The sequence below is a fragment of the Loktanella atrilutea genome, from assembly GCF_900128995.1.
GTDB classification, from domain to species: Bacteria; Pseudomonadota; Alphaproteobacteria; order Rhodobacterales; family Rhodobacteraceae; genus Loktanella; species Loktanella atrilutea.
Window position 1 is genome coordinate 28,550 of the sequence record NZ_FQUE01000011.1, and the last position, 16,906, is coordinate 45,455.

Genomic DNA, 16,906 nt, shown 5'->3' on the forward strand with positions numbered 1-16,906 from the left:
CCCCCGTGCAGGTGGAAATATCACGCGAGTGACACGCCCGCGCAGGCCGCAGTGTTGCGGATATGGTCCTGCATCGCTGCCGCCGCCGCCGGGCCGTCCTGACGGCCAAGCGCTTCGAGAATGGCACGGTGCTCGCGGATCGACGCCTGCATCCGTGCGACGGCGGTGTTCGGGATCGGAACGCGCTGGCTTTCTGTCATCAGGTCACGGACAGAGCGGTAGAAGTCCCGCAGCATCGGGTTGGGACATGTCTCGACGATCAGGGCATGAAATCGCAGGTCGGCCTCTACATGGCCGACAAGATCGCCGGCTGACCAGGCCGTCTCGAAGGCGGTGGTGGCCTGCTCCAGTGCCGCGACGATGTCGGACGTCACGTAAGGGGCGGCCAGACGGCACAATTCGGTCTCGACCAGTGCGCGGGTCTGGAACACGTCACCGATGCGCACCTGACCGTCGAACCGCCATGGCTGTGGACCCGCTGCATCCTGAGAACCGGTGACGAATGTGCCCCGCGCCGGATAGGTCCGCACGAGGCCCAGCGTTTCCAGCGTCAGCAAAGCTTCGCGCAGGGACGCCCGTGACACCTGCAGTTGTTCTGAAAGGACCCGTTGTGACGGAATTTTCTCGTCAGGTTTCAGCACGCCTGACCGGATCATCTCTTGCAGGGTTGCGGCGACAGCCTGCGTGACGCTTTTACTGTTCATCTGGTTCATCGCGTATCTTTCGTAACGGCGCATTTTTCATCGAGGAGCGCCGAATGGCGGGATTATCGGCCACCAACCTTGCCAGACGCACCCCTGCATGCTTGTATCTGGTCAGACCGGTCAGACCGGTCGGACCAATAGTGAAGCAATAATCACGTCCATGACAGGGAAAACAATATTATGCTTGGAAAGATCAGCAGAATTGCAGCCGTCGCCACGGCGGCAGTGATCGCGACACACGCGGCAACCGCGCAGGACCTTCAGGTCGGCGCGAATATCGGCAACGTGCCGTGGGAATTTCAGGACGACACCGGCGCCAACGTCGGGTTCGAGGTCGATCTGGTCAATGCCGTCGCCGAAAAGCTGGGTCGCGGCGTCGAGATCGTGAACATCCCCTTCCAAGGCCTATTCTCTGCCGTGCAGTCGGGGCGCATCGACATCGCCATGTCGTCGATCACCATCACGCAAGAGCGCCTGCAGTCCGTTACTTTCGCCCAGCCTTACTATGACAGCGATCAATCGCTGACCGTAGCGGCCGATGGCCCCGCATCGCTGGACGAGATGAAGGACAAGGTCGTCGGCGTCGACACCGGATCAACCGGCGACATGTGGGCGACGGAGCATCAGGCGGAGTACGGCTTTGCCACGATCAACCGTTACGAGGGCCTTGCCCCGGCCATGCTGGATCTGACGGCAGGCCGGATCGATGGCTACATTTCTGATATTCCGGCACTGCAATATTACGTCAAGGACAAGCCCGAGCTGAAGGTCGTCCAGCGGATCGAGACCGGCGAGAAGTATTCCATGATGTTCGCCAAGGACGCGCCGCTGGCGAGCGAGGTCAACAACGTGCTGACCACCCTGAAGGAGGACGGCACCCTCGCCGCCCTGCACGAGAAGTGGTTCGGCGCGGTGCCCGAGGACACGACCTCGACCGTGACCGTCATGGACATGCCGACCCTGAATTGACCGCGACCGGCACGGCCCCCGCGCGGGGGCCGTGCTGCCGCCCAGAAGGACCGTCATGGACCTCTTCGATACCTTCCTCAACGTGGCGGTCCTGCGCCGCAGCCTGCCGATGTTGCTCGACGGCCTTTGGTTGACCTTGCAACTGGGGGCGGCCAGCATCGTCGCGGGCCTGATCCTCGGGTTGTTTGTGGCGCTGCTCGGGCTCTACGCCGTAAAGCCGGTACGCCTGCTGATGCGGCTTTACATCGATATCTTCCGGTCGATCCCGCTGCTGGTGCTGCTGATCGTCGTCTATTACGCCCTGCCCTTCGTCGGGCTGCGCCTGACCTCCTTCGCCTCTGCCATGGCTGCCCTGACGCTGGTGTCGGGCGCCTACACCGCCGAAATCTTTCGCGCCGGTATCCAGGCGATCCCCCACGGCCAATTCGAGGCCTCTGCCGCGCTGGGCCTGAACCAGCGGCAGACGATGGTCGACGTGATCCTGCCGCAGGCGGTGCGGATCGTGATCCCACCGCTGACGAACAACGCGATCAACGTCATCAAGGATACGGCACTGGCGTCCGTCGTCGCGATGCCCGACCTGCTGAAACAGGCGACGCAGGCACAGGCGCTGACCGCCAATCCCTCGCCTCTGATCGGCGCCGCGCTGATCTACATCGCGTTCCTCTGGCCGCTGGTCCTGTTCGTGTCCTACCTCGAACGCCGCTACCACGGGGGGCGCCGGGCATGAGCTATGTCTCCATCCGCAACCTGCGCAAGTTCTACGGCACCTTCGAGGCCCTGCGCGGCATCGATCTCGACATTGCGAAGGGGGAGGTCGTGTGCATCATCGGCCCCTCCGGTTCAGGCAAGTCGACCCTGATCCGCTGCATCAACCGGCTGGAAGACTTCGATCCGGCCAGCGAGATCCGCGTTGACGGCATTCCCGTGGTGCCGGGCCGGTCGCTGGCCAAGGTGCGGGCAGAAGTCGGCATGGTCTTTCAGGGCTTCAACCTCTTTCCGCACCTTTCCGTACGCGACAACGTCATGCTGGCACCACGCCGGGTGCGTGGCACCTCACGTGCCGAAGCCGGAAAGCTCGCCGACCGGCTGCTGGCGCGGGTCGGCATCGCCGAACAGGCGGACAAGTATCCGCAGCACCTGTCCGGCGGCCAGCAACAGCGGGTCGCAATCGCACGCGCGCTGGCGATGGAACCGCAGGTGCTGCTTTTCGACGAACCGACTTCCGCCCTCGACCCCGAGATGGTGGGCGAGGTGCTGGACGTGATGAAGGCGCTCGCGCACACAGGCGTCACGATGATCGTCGTGACGCACGAAATGGGCTTTGCCCGACAGGTCGCCGACCGCGTGATTTTCATGGACGGTGGAGAGGTGATCGAAACCGGCACCCCTGCTGCCCTTCTGGAAACCCCGACAGAACCCCGCACGCGCAACTTTCTGGGCGCGGTGCTGAATCATTGATGACAGGATAGACGATGACCAAAGACGCGCTTGATATGGATTTCGTGCAAGGCCAATTCCCCGGTCTTGCCGCCCCTTGGGTCTTTTTCGACAACGCCGGCGGCAGCCAGATCGTTGGCGGTGTGGTGGACAGGATCAGCGAATTCCTCATTCATCGGAACGTCCAGATCGGTGGTAGCTATGCCGTATCGCAGGCCGCGGCCGAAGGGTTGATGCTGGGCCGCAAGGCCGCGCAGACGCTGGTGAATGCCGCCCGCCCCGAGGAGATCGTCTTCGGCCCCTCCACCACGCAGCTGATGCGCACCCTCGCCGCCTCCATGCGGCGGCAGTTCAGCCCGGGCGACGAGATCATCGTCAGCCACGCCGACCACGAATCCAACATCGGCCCGTGGAAGGAACTGGAGGAGTTCGGCGTCGTCGTGAAGAACTGGCCACTGGACCAGAACAGCCTGACGATGCGGCTGGAGGATCTGGCGCCGTTGATGAGCGACCGGACGAAGCTGGTCTGCGTCCACCATGCCTCCAACATTCTCGGCTGGATCAACCCGATTCGCGATTTCGCCGATTTCGTCCACGCCCGCGGCGCGCGGCTTTGCGTCGATGCGGTCGCCTACGCGCCCCACCGGGCCATCGACGTGCAGGCGCTTGACGCGGACTACTATGTCTTCAGTCTCTACAAGTGCTACGGTCCCCATACCGCGATCATGTACGGCAAATACGACCTGCTGGGCGAGCTGGACGGGCAATACCACTGGTTTTACGGCAAGGACAAAATCCCCGGCAAGCTGGAGCCGGGCAACCCGAATTACGAACTGGCCTACAGCACGACGGCGGTCGTGGACTACCTTGCCGACCTCGGAGTGCGGCAGGGCGCCACCGGGAGCACGCGGCAAAGGCTGGAAGCCGCATTCGACGCGATCACCACGCAGGAGAACCTGTTGGCAGACCGGCTGCTGTCCTGGCTGGATGCACGCAACGACTGTCATATCGTCGGACGCGGTTTTGAACCGGGACAGCGCGTGCCGACCATCGCCTTCCGCTTCGACGGCCACGATTCGGGCGAGATCGCGCGCGCAATGGATGCCCACGGCATTGCGATCCGCTTCGGTGACTTCCACTCGCGACGGCTGGTCGAGGATCTGGATGAATCTCACGACGGCGGCGTGCTGCGCGTCTCGATGGTGCATTACAACACGCTGGCGCAGGTCGACCGGCTGACTGCCGCCCTGGCCGAGGTCGTCTCGCAACAGGCGCTGGCGTCATGAGCGCGCCGCACGATCTGGCAATCCGGGGCGGGACCATCGTCACCGCGTCAGACCGGTTCCGCGCCGACATCGGCGTCCGTGGGGGGCGCATCACCGACATCGCCGTCAGTATCGAAGGCGCCCAAGAGGAGATCGACGCGACAGGCCTTCTCGTCCTGCCCGGGGGCATCGACGCCCACGTGCACTTGGCGCAGCCGACCTCCGACGGAACCGTCATGGCGGATGACTTCGAATCCGGCACGAGATCGGCGGCGGCGGGCGGCAACACGACGGTCCTACCCTTCGCGATGCAGGTGAAAGGTACATCGCTGCGCGACTGCGTCACCGCCTACCACGCCAAGGCCGAAGGAAAGTGCTACACGGATGTGTCCTTTCATCTGATCATTTCGGACCCCACGCCACAGGTTCTGGGGCAGGAACTGCCGGCGCTGGTGCGCGACGGATATACCTCTTTCAAGGTCTTCATGACCTACGACGACCTCGTGCTGAACGATGCCGAACTTCTCGCCGTCTTCGACGTGGCGCGGCGGGAAAAGGCGCTGGTCATGGTCCATGCGGAAGGGCACGACGCAATCAAGTACATGACCGCCCGTCTGGAATCCGAAGGCAAGACGGCGCCCTACTACCACGCCGAGGCGCACCATCAGGTGGCAGAGCGCGAGGCGACACACCGCGCGATCAGTCACGCGCAGCTGACCGATGTGCCGGTGATGATTGTCCACGTCTCCGGCCGCGATCCGATGGAACAGATCCAGTGGGCGCAAAAGCGCGGCATGAAGGTCCACGCCGAAACCTGCCCGCAATACATCGTCCTGACCCGCGATGATCTGAAGGGTCTGAACATGGACTTCGAGGGAGCAAAATACGTCTGTTCTCCGCCGCCCCGTGACACCGACAGTCAGGCTGCGATCTGGGAAGGATTGCGCGACGGCACTTTCGAGGTTTTCTCCTCCGACCACTGCCCGTTCTACTACGAAGGATCCGGCGACACCGGCAAAGACAATTCCCGCGCGCGGACGTCCTTCAGATGGGTGCCCAACGGCATCCCGGGGGTCGAGACCCGCCTGCCGATCCTCTTTTCAGAAGGCGTGAGCAAGGGTCGCATCACCTTGGAACGCTTCGTCGCGCTGACCTCGACCAATCCCGCCAAGCTCTATGGCCTCTACCCGCAGAAGGGCGCGCTGCTGGTCGGAGCGGACGCGGACATCACGCTATGGGATCCAACGAAGGTGGCCACGATCAAGCAGGCCGATCTACACCATGGTTCGGACTACACGCCCTATGAAGGCATGCAGATCACCGGCTGGCCCGTTCGCACGATCCTGCGCGGCCAGACCATCGTGCAGGACGGTGAGGTCATGGCAGACCCGGGCACCGGCCGCTACCAGACCCGCGGCACGAGCGAAGCGATTGGAAGGGCTGGTGTGTCGTAGCTATTTTCAGAAGATTGCCGACGAAGCAGCGTGAAAACCGATGTTGCTCGACTTGCACCGGCGTTGCGCGAGGCAGTCAGGACGGCCTGCCATATTGCCGCTGCCCGGGTTTCCACAACGGTATACTGACGGGCCAAGTCATTTCGACGAATGCCACCGCTTACGTAATAACTGGATAAGCGATGACCCTACGCATGCAAGGGCGAGTTGGGGTTATCGTTCCAGTACTAAATGCCGGTGAATGTGAAGCGACACATCTCGGCGTCCGGCTTGCCCTTGAACGCCTGCCTGATCCGGGCAACCAAGCCGGCCTCGGCGGCAGCCTCGTTCCGCAGGGCGACCAGAGGCCTCATCCAGGCCGTCACCGCCGACATCATGTCCGAGACCTTCTTCTTCAGTCCCGCAATCTTGGCTTGGTAGTGCGCGTGGACCTGCGCAAATGCCGCGCGGACCGCGGCTTCCTTGAGCCGGGGAACCTGAGCCCGTTCGGCCGCAAGCGCCGCCCACTCCTTCGCCAGCCGCACACGCTCTTCATTGATCCACTGGCGGGTCGTTTTGGGCTTCGGGTCGTCCAGCCCCTTCGGATGGCCGGGATGGATGCCGAGAGGCGCGAAGTCCGAGCCGAATGCAGCGCGCAGGGCGGCGATGCTGCCCTGCAGCTTCAGCGTCGGATGCGACGCCCGGCCAACCGTCCGCTTGCCGGGATCGGCCTCCGCCGCCGCCTTGCGCGCGTTGAAGGCGGCATCGGTTTCACCCTTGCGGCGACGGTCGATCTTGCGCGGCTTGTTCCAGTAGGTCAGTGCCACGAGGATATGCAGATGGGGGGTGTCCTCGTCGAGGTGAAGCGAGACATGCACGAGGCCATCGCCGAACCGCGTCCGCAATGCCGCCAGCGCGACGGTCAACCAGGTCTGCAATCGCTCCGGCACCCAGGTGCCGATCTTGTCGAGTTCATCGGGCCGGAAGAAGGCTGGCGAGGCCCCCATCACGATGCGCAGGTAAGGCCGGTGCGCCTGCCATGCGGGCTGCAGGACACCGCTAGCATAGAGGTCAGCCAAAGCGGCAGCGGGACCACCCGGGTTGCCATGGAGCGTCGGGTTGAGATGCCTCCGCGCCGGGTCGATGTTCGAGGCAGAGGAGATCCGCAGCCTCTCGTGCTTGTCCATGGCGCTGACGCCTTCCTGGCCGCAAGCCTCACAGTTGAACACGAGGAAGGGTTGGTCGGTTGAAGTGGTGGGCATTGTCTTGTTCCTTGGTGAACGATTGTCTGTGATCGACAGCCGCTGCGATTGTTTCCGGCAGTTCTGGACGGTCGCGGAGTTTCCCGGGGCTCATAGGGACACTCCGCACGCACCCGGCCCGGGGCGAGCCGTTGCCTGCTCAATCGACAGCGTGGTGTGGTAGTGTCGGAAGGGGGCCTCAGTCGCCCCCCACCTCCGGCGCGCTGGGCAGGACATGCGGATTGACCAGGTAGCCGTGGCTGTACCGACCACCCCGGGGGCCGGAGGTCCCCTTGTCGTGGCGCAGCACACCCTGCTCAACGAGCACGCCAAAGCCGTCCTCGACGTCCGCCACAGTCCTGAACATGTCTCCGCCGAGGCGCAGGATGTAGCGGATGGTCACCCGGGTCATGTCGAAGTGCCGGATGATCTCCACGACGGTGCGGGCATCGCGCTCGTCGCGCGGTGCCCAGTCCTCGAAGAAAGCCCCCGCGCCATCGGCACGAAGACATTCAGATAGAGGTCCAAGGCGCGGCGAACGGCGTCCGCCTCGATGGCGGCAGGTTCTTCACGCGGGCCCACCGCCGCGTCAATGTAGGCGAGGACGAGGGCCAGGCGCCCGATGACGACGACGCCCTTGGAGAGGAAGCTCTCCATCAGACCGGTCTCGCGTCTTGCCAGCGCCTCGATCCGAGCCACGCCGAAAAAATAGGCCTCGCGCGCCTCGGCCGTGAAGAGCACAATTTGCGCTTCAGATCCATCGATCTCGCCATGGAACGGGACACGGTCAGCCCGCTGGATGACGACGATCAGGAACCGCGCAAACAGACCGTTATCCAGGAGCTTCCGAAAGTACTTCCGCAGCACGCGATCAAAAGGGTGAAGTTCCGGATGTCGACCACCTTGTTGGAGACCACGCGGACGTAGTTCTTCCCGTCGTGGGCGCGGAACATCATCTGGATGGGCACGCCATTCTGATTGAAGAGATCCGGCAACTCCCCGTGCTTCCGATCATTGCGCCATAGCCGCATCTGTTGCGTGCTCTTGAAGCGATTTTCGAGTTTGGAGATCTCTTCGACATGTTCGACCAAGCCGGAGAGCATCAGGCCCGGTTACTCCACGCCGCCAAAGACCGCCTCTGCGGTCTCCATGTCCGGCGCGCCGAACTTTGTCTGGGTGGCTTCGACCCGTGCCAGCAGCTCCGCTAACGGCAGGGCCGACACGGCCTCCGCCGAAAGGAACGCATACCCCCGCGTCGCCGCCAGATTGCGCGCCGCGCGAAAGCGGGCCTCGGCGTCGCCGTCACGGCCAGCAAGCTTTCGCTTCTCAGCCGTCAAGATAACCGCTCTAGACCCGCTCCAGCTTCTGCTGCGCGATGGACTTGGAATCGGTCTTCAGGCTTTCTCAGATCACTGGACGTGGCTCGACGTCCGTATACCGCGCCGGCACGCGGCGCTTCAAATAGTAAGTCTTGCCGCGCAGCATGAGATTGTTCAACATTCGGTCCACCACCGTATTGGGTAGCAGAATGTGGTGCAGAATGGGTGGCAGACCAACTCTCACAGATCAGGGCCGGTCCTCAAATGGGACGCGACGCTCTGAATCTAAATCGAAAAAAATTCTGGGAGAAATTTAATGGCGGACTGGGGAGGATTCGAACCCCCGACCCCTTGATTCGTAGTCAAGTACTCTATCCAACTGAGCTACCAATCCGCGTAGGGGGGATTTAGCGGGCGCGTTCGGGCGATGCAAGACCGAAAGCGCAGAAAGTTTCAGGCTGCGGCGGGGGCGAGCGCGAAGTCGGCCTTTGGAAGGGTAATGACGAAGATGGTCCCTGTGGCGTCCGTGTCCTGCAGGGTCAGACGGCCGCCGTGGCCCCGGATCAGGTCGCCGGAAATCACGAGACCGAGACCCGCGCCGCCTTTCCGCACGCCACCCTGGAACGGCTGGAACAGATGGTCGCGGGCCTTGGATGGCAAACCCGGGCCGGTATCGGAGATGACGATTCGCCAAGTGGTGTCGTCCTCCTCGCCGCGCAGACAGATCTCGCCGGGATCACCGGTCGCCATGATTGCCTGTCGGGCGTTGCGTACGAGGTTCGAAAGGACGCGAAATATCTGTTCGTCGTCTGCGCGCAGGACCATAGTGGCAGGAATGTCCTCGGCGAAGGACAATGGGTAGTCGCCGGCCGCGAGCCGCTCGCTCTCGACGACCTCTGCCACGATGCGCGCCAAATTCACGCGGGTCAGTCGTGGCGCGGGTTCGTCGGCCCGCCCGAAGGCCAGCGTGCTTTCACACAGGTGCACGGCCCGGGTGATGGAATTGACCAGCTTCGGCGCCATCCGCTTTACCAGCGGATCGTCGGAGCCTTCGATCCGGTCGGTGAATAGTTGTGCCGAGGTCAGGATGTTGCGCAGGTCATGGCTGACCTTGGCCACGGCTCCGCCCAGTTGCGCCAGACGGTCCTTTTGCCGCAGTGCCGAGGTCAACTGGGTCTGCAGCATCTGCAGGGCGTCTTCGGCGTCGCGCAACTCGCGCACGCCGGCACTGGGTTCGATGATGCGGCGGGCATCCTCCGGCGCGTCGGCGTAGTTCTGCATGTGTCTGATCACGCCTTTGATCGGCCGAACGAGGAACGCCTGAACGGCCAGAAACAGAAGGAGTGCGGTGATCGCCGAGATGATCGCGGAGAGGTAGAGGACGTTCAGGCCGTATTCCAGCATCGCGGTGCGCAGGGGCATCTGCATCATTGTGATCTCGATCAGCATGCCGGCGCCCTGGACCGGGCTGCCGAGGACGCGGATGATCCTCGGCTCGCTGTCCCAAAGAGTCGCCAGTGCATCGCGGATCAGCCGGATGTCACCGGGATCGCGCATGTCGTAGGTCGCGGCAATGGGCGTCGGGATGGGCGAGGACAGGGCCAGCTGCCGCATATCGTCACGCTGCAGCACGACGTTGAATACGCCAGCATTCTTCAGCAATTCGCGCTCGAGATCGGGAGAGATCATGTCCGTCGCCTCGACCGCGAGGGACGCGATCTGTGCCCGTTCCAGCGCGGTCAGCAGATAATCCTCGCGAAATCGGGCGACGGAGGGCACGAAGATGAACACCTCTGCCAGCATCACGAAGATGACTGTCAGGATCAGGAACCGACCCGAAAGGGTATTCAGCATTGCGTCTCCGTCTTACGGGATCCAGCGTTGCACCAGACCCACGACCTTCTTCACAAGGGCACTGTCGAACAGCTTGGGACTGAAATACGCCCCGGCCGCCCGTTTGTTCAATTCCATATAGGTCGGATAGGGCAAAACGGTATTGCTGATGGCGGTCATCTTGAGGTTGTTGGCGATGGCCATGGCCCAGATGCCGATCAGTTCGCCCGCCAGATGGCCGACGATCGAAGCGCCGACAGGTCTGCCGCCGACCACCATGACCTTGATCAGTCCGGTGGTGCGGCCTTCGGTATTGGCGCGGTCGTTGTCTGCATATTCCGACCGGACCACCGACAGTTTCGATCCATGCTTCTTGCGCGCCTGCGCTTCTGTCAGGCCGACCTGCGCGAGTTCGGGATCGGTATAGGTCGCCCACGGGATATGGTCGGTCCGGGCCTTGGCTGGCAGGCCGAACATCAGAGCACGGACAAGCTGGCCGCCATGATAACCCGCAACGTGAGTGAACTGCAGACCGCCAGCGACGTCGCCCGCGGCATAAACCCGCTTGTTCGAGACAGAGCGGAGGTTATCATCCACCTTCAGTCCCTTGCGATCGTAGGATACATTCGCCTTTTCGAGGTCAAGTCCATCCACGTTCACCGACCGACCAACCGCCACCAGCAGGTGAGATCCGATGAAATCGCCATTTGCCGTATGGACCGTCACGCTGCCATCGGCGCCGCTGACCCGATCGGCCTGCGTGCCCTCTACGACGGTGACCCCTTCGGCACGCACCCTGTCCAGCACGACGGCAGAAAGTTCCGGGTCGTCCTTGCCCATGGCCTTGGCGCCCTCGATGACCGTGACGTCGCACCCCAGCCGCCTGTGCGCCTGCGCCAACTCCATCCCGATGGGGCCACCGCCGATGACCAGCAAATGGTCCGGCCGCTCACGCAGATCAAAGATCGTCTCGTTCGTGTGGACGGTTACGGAATCGAGGCCCTCTATTGGCGGAACGAAGGGGCCGGAGCCGGTGGCGACTACGAACCGCCGGGCCGTCACGATGGTCTGACCCGCCTGAACCTCGGTCTCGCTGATGAAGCGGGCGTTGTCTCGGATGACGGTACACCCCAGCCCCTCGAACCGGTCCTGACTGTCAACGGGAGCGATGGTGTCGACGACGTGCCGGACGTGATCCTTGGCGGCGGCAAAATCGACAGCGGGCCGAACCTGTTCAACCCCGAACTGCGGGTTTTCGACCCCTGCGTGCGCATGCTTCGCCGAGGCGATCAGGGCCTTCGACGGAATGCAGCCGTAGTTCAGGCAATCGCCGCCCATCTTGTGGCCCTCGATCAGGACGACCGAGGCGCCCATCTGGGCGGCCCCGGCGGCCACGGACAGGCCCGCGGACCCGGCCCCGACAATGCAGACGTCAGCTTTGATTCGGTTCATGTCACAGACCTTTCTTGCCACGGACGACTTTGAGGATAAGCGGCAGGGCCGCGAGCAGGCAAAGCCCGAGTATCGGCAGCAGGATGGCGGGCTGGAAGATGATGCCGAGGTCGGGCGTCTCGCCTTTTGCAAAGACCTCGCCCAGACCGGCGCCCACCGAGGTATAGACCACCGCCCCCGGCATGATGCCAATGAATGTTGTCACCGCAAAGCGGTAGAGCGGCACACCCACCAATGCCGGCACCAGATTCGCGACGAAGAACGGCACGGCGGGGACGAGGCGGATCAGGAACAGCATCGACCATTGATTCCCCTCGTCGTCGATCCCGTCCTTGATCCGCTTGACGACGCCGTCGCTGGCGTCCATCCGCCTCGCCAGCGTCTGCCCCAGACCCCAGCGGGCGGCGAGGAACAGCAAGATTGCCCCAATAGTGGCGCCAGCGACGTTGTAGATCGCGCCGGGCAGGACGGGAAAACCGGTCGGCACGCTGCCGAACAGAAATCCCCCCGTCAACGTCGCGATAGTGGCGCCGGGCAGGCTGAAGGCGACGATGGCCGCATAGGCCGCGATGAACCCCAAAACGCACAGCAAATAGTTCGCATCGCGAAACGCCAGCAAGGCTTCGCGGTTCTGGCGCAACGCATCGAAAGTCAGATAGTCGCGGAGGACATAGGCGCCGAGGATCGCCACGATGACGATTGCGATGAGGGGCAGACGGCGCAGCACGGGATTGGTGGTGGTGTCGTCTGACATCATTGATCTTTCTGCCGCGCGGGCCTCTTGTCTGCTGCCCTACATGGCGCAGTCCGCCAAGGGCGGGTAGCCGTATCACGGGGCATTGAACGGATACCGCGTTCGAGCCCGTCGCAGAGCGCAAACTGTAACATTCGAGCGGTCGAAAAGCAGCTTTCGTTAGCAATCCTGACACAGGTCGGCGTTGACACAGGGCAACGCCCCACTTAAAGGGCAGGTCTGAATGAATGACGGGCCTCGAATCCAAGCCGGGTTTGGCCCCCGAACCGGAGGACACGCGATGAAGCGCACGTTCCAACCCAGCAACCGCGTCCGCAAGAACCGTCATGGTTTCCGTGCCCGGATGGCGACGCCGTCTGGCCGCAAGATCATCAACGCGCGCCGCGCCAAGGGCCGCGCCAAGCTGAGCGCGTAAGCGCCAACTTGACGATGACAGACATGACGCCGCCGGATGGACCCGACAAGGGTGATCCGGCGGCTTTGTTGCGTCCGCAAATTTTGACACGACGCCGCGATTTCATCGCCACCAGCCACGGCCGTCGGCAGGGCACGGCAGGCATCCACCTGCAAGGCCGCCGCCGCGATGACGGCAGCGATCTGATGCGCGTTGGCTATACCTGTTCCAAGAAGGTCGGAAATGCCGTGGCGCGCAACCGCGCCAAGCGTCGCCTGCGCGCGATCGCGCGGCTGATCCTGCCAAAGCATGGGCGCCCTGGATGGGACTACGTCCTCGTCGGTCGCCCGCAGACGACGGCAACCCTGCCCTTCACCCAGTTGCAGGCCGACCTGATCCGCGCGCTGGACCGCGTGCATCAGTGACACCGCTGGCCCATGTCGTCGCGCTGCCGGTGCGCGCCTATCGTTTGCTGCTGTCGCCTTGGGTCGGCCATGGCTGCCGCTTTAACCCGACCTGTTCGGCCTACGCGCTGGAGGCTTTGGCCAGACATGGCGCGCTGCGCGGGACATGGCTGACCGCACGTCGAATCGGGCGCTGCCATCCTTGGGGCGGGTCAGGCATCGACAACGTCCCGGATTGACGCGCCAGCCAAATTTTTATGAAAATTTGAAGGACTCCAAGGCCTCGTGAAAATCCGAAGCATGGTATCGCCTGTCGTTCGCCGAGATCTCAGACGCGCGGCTGCATGAAGGCCATCTGGGCCGCGATCTCTGGATCGGAAAGATCGACGTAGCGATCCGGCTTGACCCGCCCGAAGGTGCCGCCACCGAAGATCCGCACCGCCCAGTAGATCACCGTCGCCATCCATGGCCTGACATCGGCTGCGCGCATTGCCGCCAGCATGATCGCGTCGGCAAAGGCGCGGTCCGCCGGTCGTGGCCCCCGGCCTGGCACATCCTGCCATGCGATGTAGAGGTAATCGTGCACGATCGCCGCCTCCAGCCATGGGCCGACCCGCCCGATCACGAAACGCAGCGCGGGGGGAACGGACGTCAGGTCGATGATCAGCCCCGCCGGCACGACGATCTGCACCCACTCGCCGTCCCTTGACCGCCAAGACACAAGATACGGTCGTCCCGTCAGGTAATCCGCATCCTCCCCGGTCCGCAGGCGCGGCGCATCCTTCAGGCGGATCAGGACAAGCGCACTGTCGTAGCGCAATTCCGCCACCTGCGTGCCCGCAGACGGATAGGGATCGATTGGGACCGAGGGGTGGTCAAATCGCTGCATGTTGCAATTCCTCTTGGGCTTGCGGCCGCGGCAGAGTATGGAACGGCGCATGCTTGATGATACCGACATTCACCCGCTGTTCCACGGCGCACCCGATACGGTGGCGTTCAAGAAGTTGCGCAAGCGGCTGGTGCGCGACACGCGCGAGGCGATCGACCGCTACGGGATGATTGCGCCCGGCGGGAAGTGGCTTGTGTGTCTGTCGGGTGGCAAGGACAGTTATACCCTTCTCGCGGTGCTGTACGAATTGCAATGGCGGGGGCTTCTTCCTGTCGAGCTTCTGGCCTGCAACCTCGATCAGGGGCAGCCGAACTTTCCCGCGACGGTGCTGCCGGAGTTTCTGGCGCGTATGGGCGTGCCTCACCGGATCGAGTACCGCGACACCTATTCCGTCGTGATGGACAAGACGCCGCAGGGACGTACGCTCTGCACCATGTGTTCGCGCCTGCGCCGGGCGAACCTCTACCGCATCGCGCGCGAGGAAGGCTGCAGCGCCGTCGTGCTGGGGCACCACCGCGACGATATCCTCGAGACCTTCTTTCTTAACCTCTTCCACGGCGGCAAGCTGGCCACCATGCCGCCGAAACTGAAGAACGACGAGGGCGATCTCTTTCTCTACCGCCCGCTCGCCCATGTGGCAGAGGCCGACTGCGACGCCTTTGCGCGGGCCTTGAACTATCCCATCATCCCCTGTGACCTGTGCGGCAGTCAGGATGGGTTGCAGCGGCAGCAGATCAAGCGGTTGCTCGACGGGTGGGAGGCGAACAGTCCTGGACGCCGCCAGAAGATCTTCAGCGCTTTGATGAACGCCCGGCCCAGCCACCTTCTGGACCCGGCCCTGTTCGATTTCATGGGGTTGACACTGGATCACAAAGCGCCGGAATCCCCTTGACCTTCGGGGCCTGCGCGGTTTGAAGCAACCCCACCAGTTTTCACAGACGGACGGTCCCGACGTATGGAAGATCAAAACAAGAACCTGATCCTGGCCCTCGTGCTCAGCACGTTGGTCATCATCGTCTGGACCTTCCTGTTTCCGCCGGAGGCGCAGGCCCCTGCGACGCTGGAAGCCGCTCAGGAGCAGCAGGATGCCACGGTCCCAGCGGCCGATGTCGCCACCGGCGGCATTGCGGCCCCGGCGGATGCCGTCGCCAACGAGCCTGCGACCGAGGCGCCCCGCGTCACGATCCAGACCCCGGAACTGAACGGCACGATTTCCTTGCTGGGTGGCCGGATCGACGATCTGAAGCTGACCCAGTATCACGAGACGATCGACGACTCCTCGCCCACCGTCACGCTGCTGTCGCCGTCCGGCACCCCCGACGCCTATTTCGCGTCCTTCGGCTGGGCCGCCGTCGATGGTGTCGCCGCCGATGCGGTGCCCGGCCCAGACACCCTGTGGACGGTCGAGGACGGCGAGACCCTGACCCCGGACACGCCGGTTACGCTGGCCTATGACAACGGCGCCGGCCAGATCTTCCGCACCCGGATCTCGGTTGACAACAAGTACATGTTCAGCATCGACCAGAGCGTCGAGAATACCGGAACCGGTGCAATCAACCTGCGCCCTTACGGCCTGCTCCGGCAGGAAGGCATGCCCTCCGACCTGCAGAATTTCTTCATCCTGCACGAGGGTCTGGTCCGCATGACGGACGGCACACTGGAAGAGGTGAAGTACAAGAACATGATCGACTTCGCCGTCGATCCGAACGAAGGCACCAACGCCGAGCGTCAGGAGGTCACCTCCGCCGGATGGATCGGCTATACCGACCATTACTGGATGACGACGCTGATTCCGAACCAGACCGTCCCCTTTCGATCCACCGCGAAATACTTCCCCAGCCGCGACATCTTTCAGGCGGAAGCGGTGCAGGAACCCCAGTCCGTCGCCCCGGGCGCCACGGCATCCGTCACGACGCAACTCTTTGCCGGTGCGAAGGAGTGGGAGACCATCCGCGACTACGAAAAGGCAGGGGTCACCGGATTTATCGACAGCATCGACTGGGGCTGGTTCTTCTTTCTGACGAAACCGATCTTCTGGGTGCTGCACCACCTGAACCTGCTGATCGGCAACATGGGTTTCGCGATCATCGCACTGACCTTCTTCCTCAAGCTTCTAGTGCTTCCGCTGGCATACAAGTCCTATGTCAGCATGGCGAAGATGAAGGAACTTCAGCCCGAGATGGAGAAGCTGAAGGAACGCAGCGGCGACGACAAGGCCGCGCTGCAGACCGGGATGATGAAGTTCTACAAGGAAAACAAGGTGAACCCCGCCGCGGGCTGTTTGCCGATCCTGATCCAGATCCCGATCTTCTTCTCGCTCTACAAGGTGATCTTCGTCACGCTGGAACTGCGGCATGCGCCGTGGATCGGCTGGATCCGGGATCTGTCGGCCCCCGATCCGTCGTCAATTCTGAATCTCTTCGGTCTTTTCCCGTGGAACACCCCGGACGTGACCTCGCCCATCCATATCATCAGCCTCGGCGTACTGCCGATTCTGCTGGGCATTTCCATGTGGCTTCAGCAAAAACTGAACCCGGCGCCCGCCGACGCCACGCAAAAGATGATCTTTGCCTGGATGCCTTGGGTGTTCATGTTCATGCTGGGGCGGTTCGCGTCGGGTCTGGTGCTGTACTGGATCACGAACAACACGATCACTTTCGCCCAGCAGTACCTGATTATGCGGAGCCACGGGGCAAAGCCGGACGTGTTCGGCAATATCAAGGGTACTTTCAGCCGCAAGAAGGGCGAACCGGTCCCGGCCAACAGCGGCAAGAAGCCGAAGGGCAAATAGGCCGCCAGCTATACCGAC

At 63.0% G+C, this 16,906-nt stretch carries 20 protein-coding genes and 1 tRNA gene; 10 read left to right on the forward strand and 11 right to left on the reverse strand.

All coding sequences use genetic code 11. The features are described from left to right. Positions 1-20: 20 nt before the first annotated feature. Positions 21-713, reverse strand: a complete 693-nt coding sequence (locus BUA54_RS17165; protein WP_218588301.1) for a FadR/GntR family transcriptional regulator — start codon at positions 711-713, stop codon at positions 21-23. 171 nt (positions 714-884) lie between these two features. Here BUA54_RS17165 and BUA54_RS17170 point away from each other — a divergent pair, with 171 nt between their 5' ends. The 5 genes from BUA54_RS17170 to hydA are packed head-to-tail and all read left to right on the forward strand — an operon-like array spanning position 885 to position 5,832. Further along, positions 885-1,673, forward strand: coding sequence for an ABC transporter substrate-binding protein (locus tag BUA54_RS17170; RefSeq protein WP_072858498.1), 789 nt, complete (start codon positions 885-887; stop codon positions 1,671-1,673). Positions 1,674-1,728: 55 nt separating this feature from the next. After that, a complete protein-coding gene (locus BUA54_RS17175) occupies positions 1,729-2,403 on the forward strand; it encodes an amino acid ABC transporter permease (protein WP_072858499.1) in 675 nt (224 codons plus the stop codon). Continuing rightward, positions 2,400-3,134, forward strand: a complete 735-nt coding sequence (locus BUA54_RS17180; protein ID WP_072858500.1) for an amino acid ABC transporter ATP-binding protein — start codon at positions 2,400-2,402, stop codon at positions 3,132-3,134. The genes BUA54_RS17175 and BUA54_RS17180 overlap by 4 nt, the downstream gene beginning before the upstream one ends. 14 nt (positions 3,135-3,148) lie before the next feature. After that, on the forward strand, positions 3,149-4,399 hold the full coding sequence (locus BUA54_RS17185; protein ID WP_072858501.1) for a cysteine desulfurase-like protein: 1,251 nt from the start codon (positions 3,149-3,151) through the stop codon (positions 4,397-4,399). Beyond that, positions 4,396-5,832 carry a dihydropyrimidinase gene (gene hydA / locus BUA54_RS17190; protein ID WP_072858502.1) on the forward strand — a complete coding sequence of 479 codons (1,437 nt, stop codon included), beginning with the start codon at positions 4,396-4,398 and terminating at the stop codon, positions 5,830-5,832. Before BUA54_RS17185 ends, hydA begins: the two co-directional genes overlap by 4 nt. A gap of 227 nt (positions 5,833-6,059) precedes the next feature. Here the strand turns inward: hydA and BUA54_RS17195 are convergent, their stop codons facing one another. From BUA54_RS17195 to BUA54_RS17230, 9 genes are all read right to left on the reverse strand, one after another. After that, entirely contained in the window at positions 6,060-7,073 is a 1,014-nt protein-coding gene (locus tag BUA54_RS17195; protein WP_072858503.1) for a plasmid recombination protein, read from the reverse strand. 178 nt (positions 7,074-7,251) lie between these two features. After that, positions 7,252-7,464: a hypothetical protein gene (locus BUA54_RS17200; protein WP_143155478.1), complete on the reverse strand. Its 213-nt coding sequence runs from the start codon at positions 7,462-7,464 to the stop codon at positions 7,252-7,254. Continuing rightward, positions 7,461-7,919 (reverse strand): DUF3987 domain-containing protein, encoded by a 459-nt coding sequence (locus BUA54_RS17205; RefSeq protein WP_072858505.1) that lies wholly within the window; start codon positions 7,917-7,919, stop codon positions 7,461-7,463. The genes BUA54_RS17200 and BUA54_RS17205 overlap by 4 nt, the downstream gene beginning before the upstream one ends. Beyond that, complete coding sequence (locus BUA54_RS21280; RefSeq protein WP_084114509.1) at positions 7,862-8,155, reverse strand: hypothetical protein; 294 nt, start codon at positions 8,153-8,155, stop codon at positions 7,862-7,864. Before BUA54_RS21280 ends, BUA54_RS17205 begins: the two co-directional genes overlap by 58 nt. Before the next feature lie 9 nt (positions 8,156-8,164). After that, positions 8,165-8,389 (reverse strand): hypothetical protein, encoded by a 225-nt coding sequence (locus tag BUA54_RS17210; protein ID WP_072858506.1) that lies wholly within the window; start codon positions 8,387-8,389, stop codon positions 8,165-8,167. A gap of 299 nt (positions 8,390-8,688) precedes the next feature. Further along, a tRNA-Arg gene (locus BUA54_RS17215) sits at positions 8,689-8,765 on the reverse strand. A 59-nt stretch (positions 8,766-8,824) separates the two neighbouring features. After that, positions 8,825-10,225: a sensor histidine kinase gene (locus tag BUA54_RS17220; protein WP_072858507.1), complete on the reverse strand. Its 1,401-nt coding sequence runs from the start codon at positions 10,223-10,225 to the stop codon at positions 8,825-8,827. Between the two features lie 12 nt (positions 10,226-10,237). Beyond that, on the reverse strand, positions 10,238-11,656 hold the full coding sequence (locus BUA54_RS17225) for a dihydrolipoyl dehydrogenase family protein (protein ID WP_072858508.1): 1,419 nt from the start codon (positions 11,654-11,656) through the stop codon (positions 10,238-10,240). A 1-nt stretch (position 11,657) separates the two neighbouring features. Beyond that, positions 11,658-12,413, reverse strand: a complete 756-nt coding sequence (locus BUA54_RS17230; protein ID WP_425434984.1) for a TVP38/TMEM64 family protein — start codon at positions 12,411-12,413, stop codon at positions 11,658-11,660. A 277-nt stretch (positions 12,414-12,690) separates the two neighbouring features. On the opposite strand from BUA54_RS17230, the gene rpmH reads away from it, so the two are divergent. The 3 genes from rpmH to yidD are packed head-to-tail and all read left to right on the forward strand — an operon-like array spanning position 12,691 to position 13,447. Continuing rightward, positions 12,691-12,825: a 50S ribosomal protein L34 gene (gene rpmH, locus BUA54_RS17235; protein WP_072858510.1), complete on the forward strand. Its 135-nt coding sequence runs from the start codon at positions 12,691-12,693 to the stop codon at positions 12,823-12,825. Positions 12,826-12,839: 14 nt separating this feature from the next. Further along, a complete protein-coding gene (gene rnpA, locus BUA54_RS17240) occupies positions 12,840-13,229 on the forward strand; it encodes a ribonuclease P protein component (protein ID WP_245810758.1) in 390 nt (129 codons plus the stop codon). Continuing rightward, complete coding sequence (gene yidD / locus BUA54_RS17245) at positions 13,226-13,447, forward strand: membrane protein insertion efficiency factor YidD (RefSeq protein WP_072858512.1); 222 nt, start codon at positions 13,226-13,228, stop codon at positions 13,445-13,447. The genes rnpA and yidD overlap by 4 nt, the downstream gene beginning before the upstream one ends. An 89-nt stretch (positions 13,448-13,536) precedes the next feature. On the opposite strand, the gene BUA54_RS17250 is transcribed toward yidD, so the two are convergent. Beyond that, positions 13,537-14,097, reverse strand: a complete 561-nt coding sequence (locus BUA54_RS17250) for a DUF1353 domain-containing protein (RefSeq protein WP_072858513.1) — start codon at positions 14,095-14,097, stop codon at positions 13,537-13,539. 49 nt (positions 14,098-14,146) lie between these two features. On the opposite strand from BUA54_RS17250, the gene ttcA reads away from it, so the two are divergent. Both ttcA and yidC read left to right on the forward strand, forming a co-directional pair. Further along, complete coding sequence (gene ttcA, locus BUA54_RS17255) at positions 14,147-14,989, forward strand: tRNA 2-thiocytidine(32) synthetase TtcA (RefSeq protein WP_072858555.1); 843 nt, start codon at positions 14,147-14,149, stop codon at positions 14,987-14,989. A 63-nt stretch (positions 14,990-15,052) separates the two neighbouring features. Continuing rightward, positions 15,053-16,888, forward strand: coding sequence for a membrane protein insertase YidC (yidC, locus tag BUA54_RS17260; protein WP_072858514.1), 1,836 nt, complete (start codon positions 15,053-15,055; stop codon positions 16,886-16,888). Positions 16,889-16,906 lie beyond the last annotated feature (18 nt).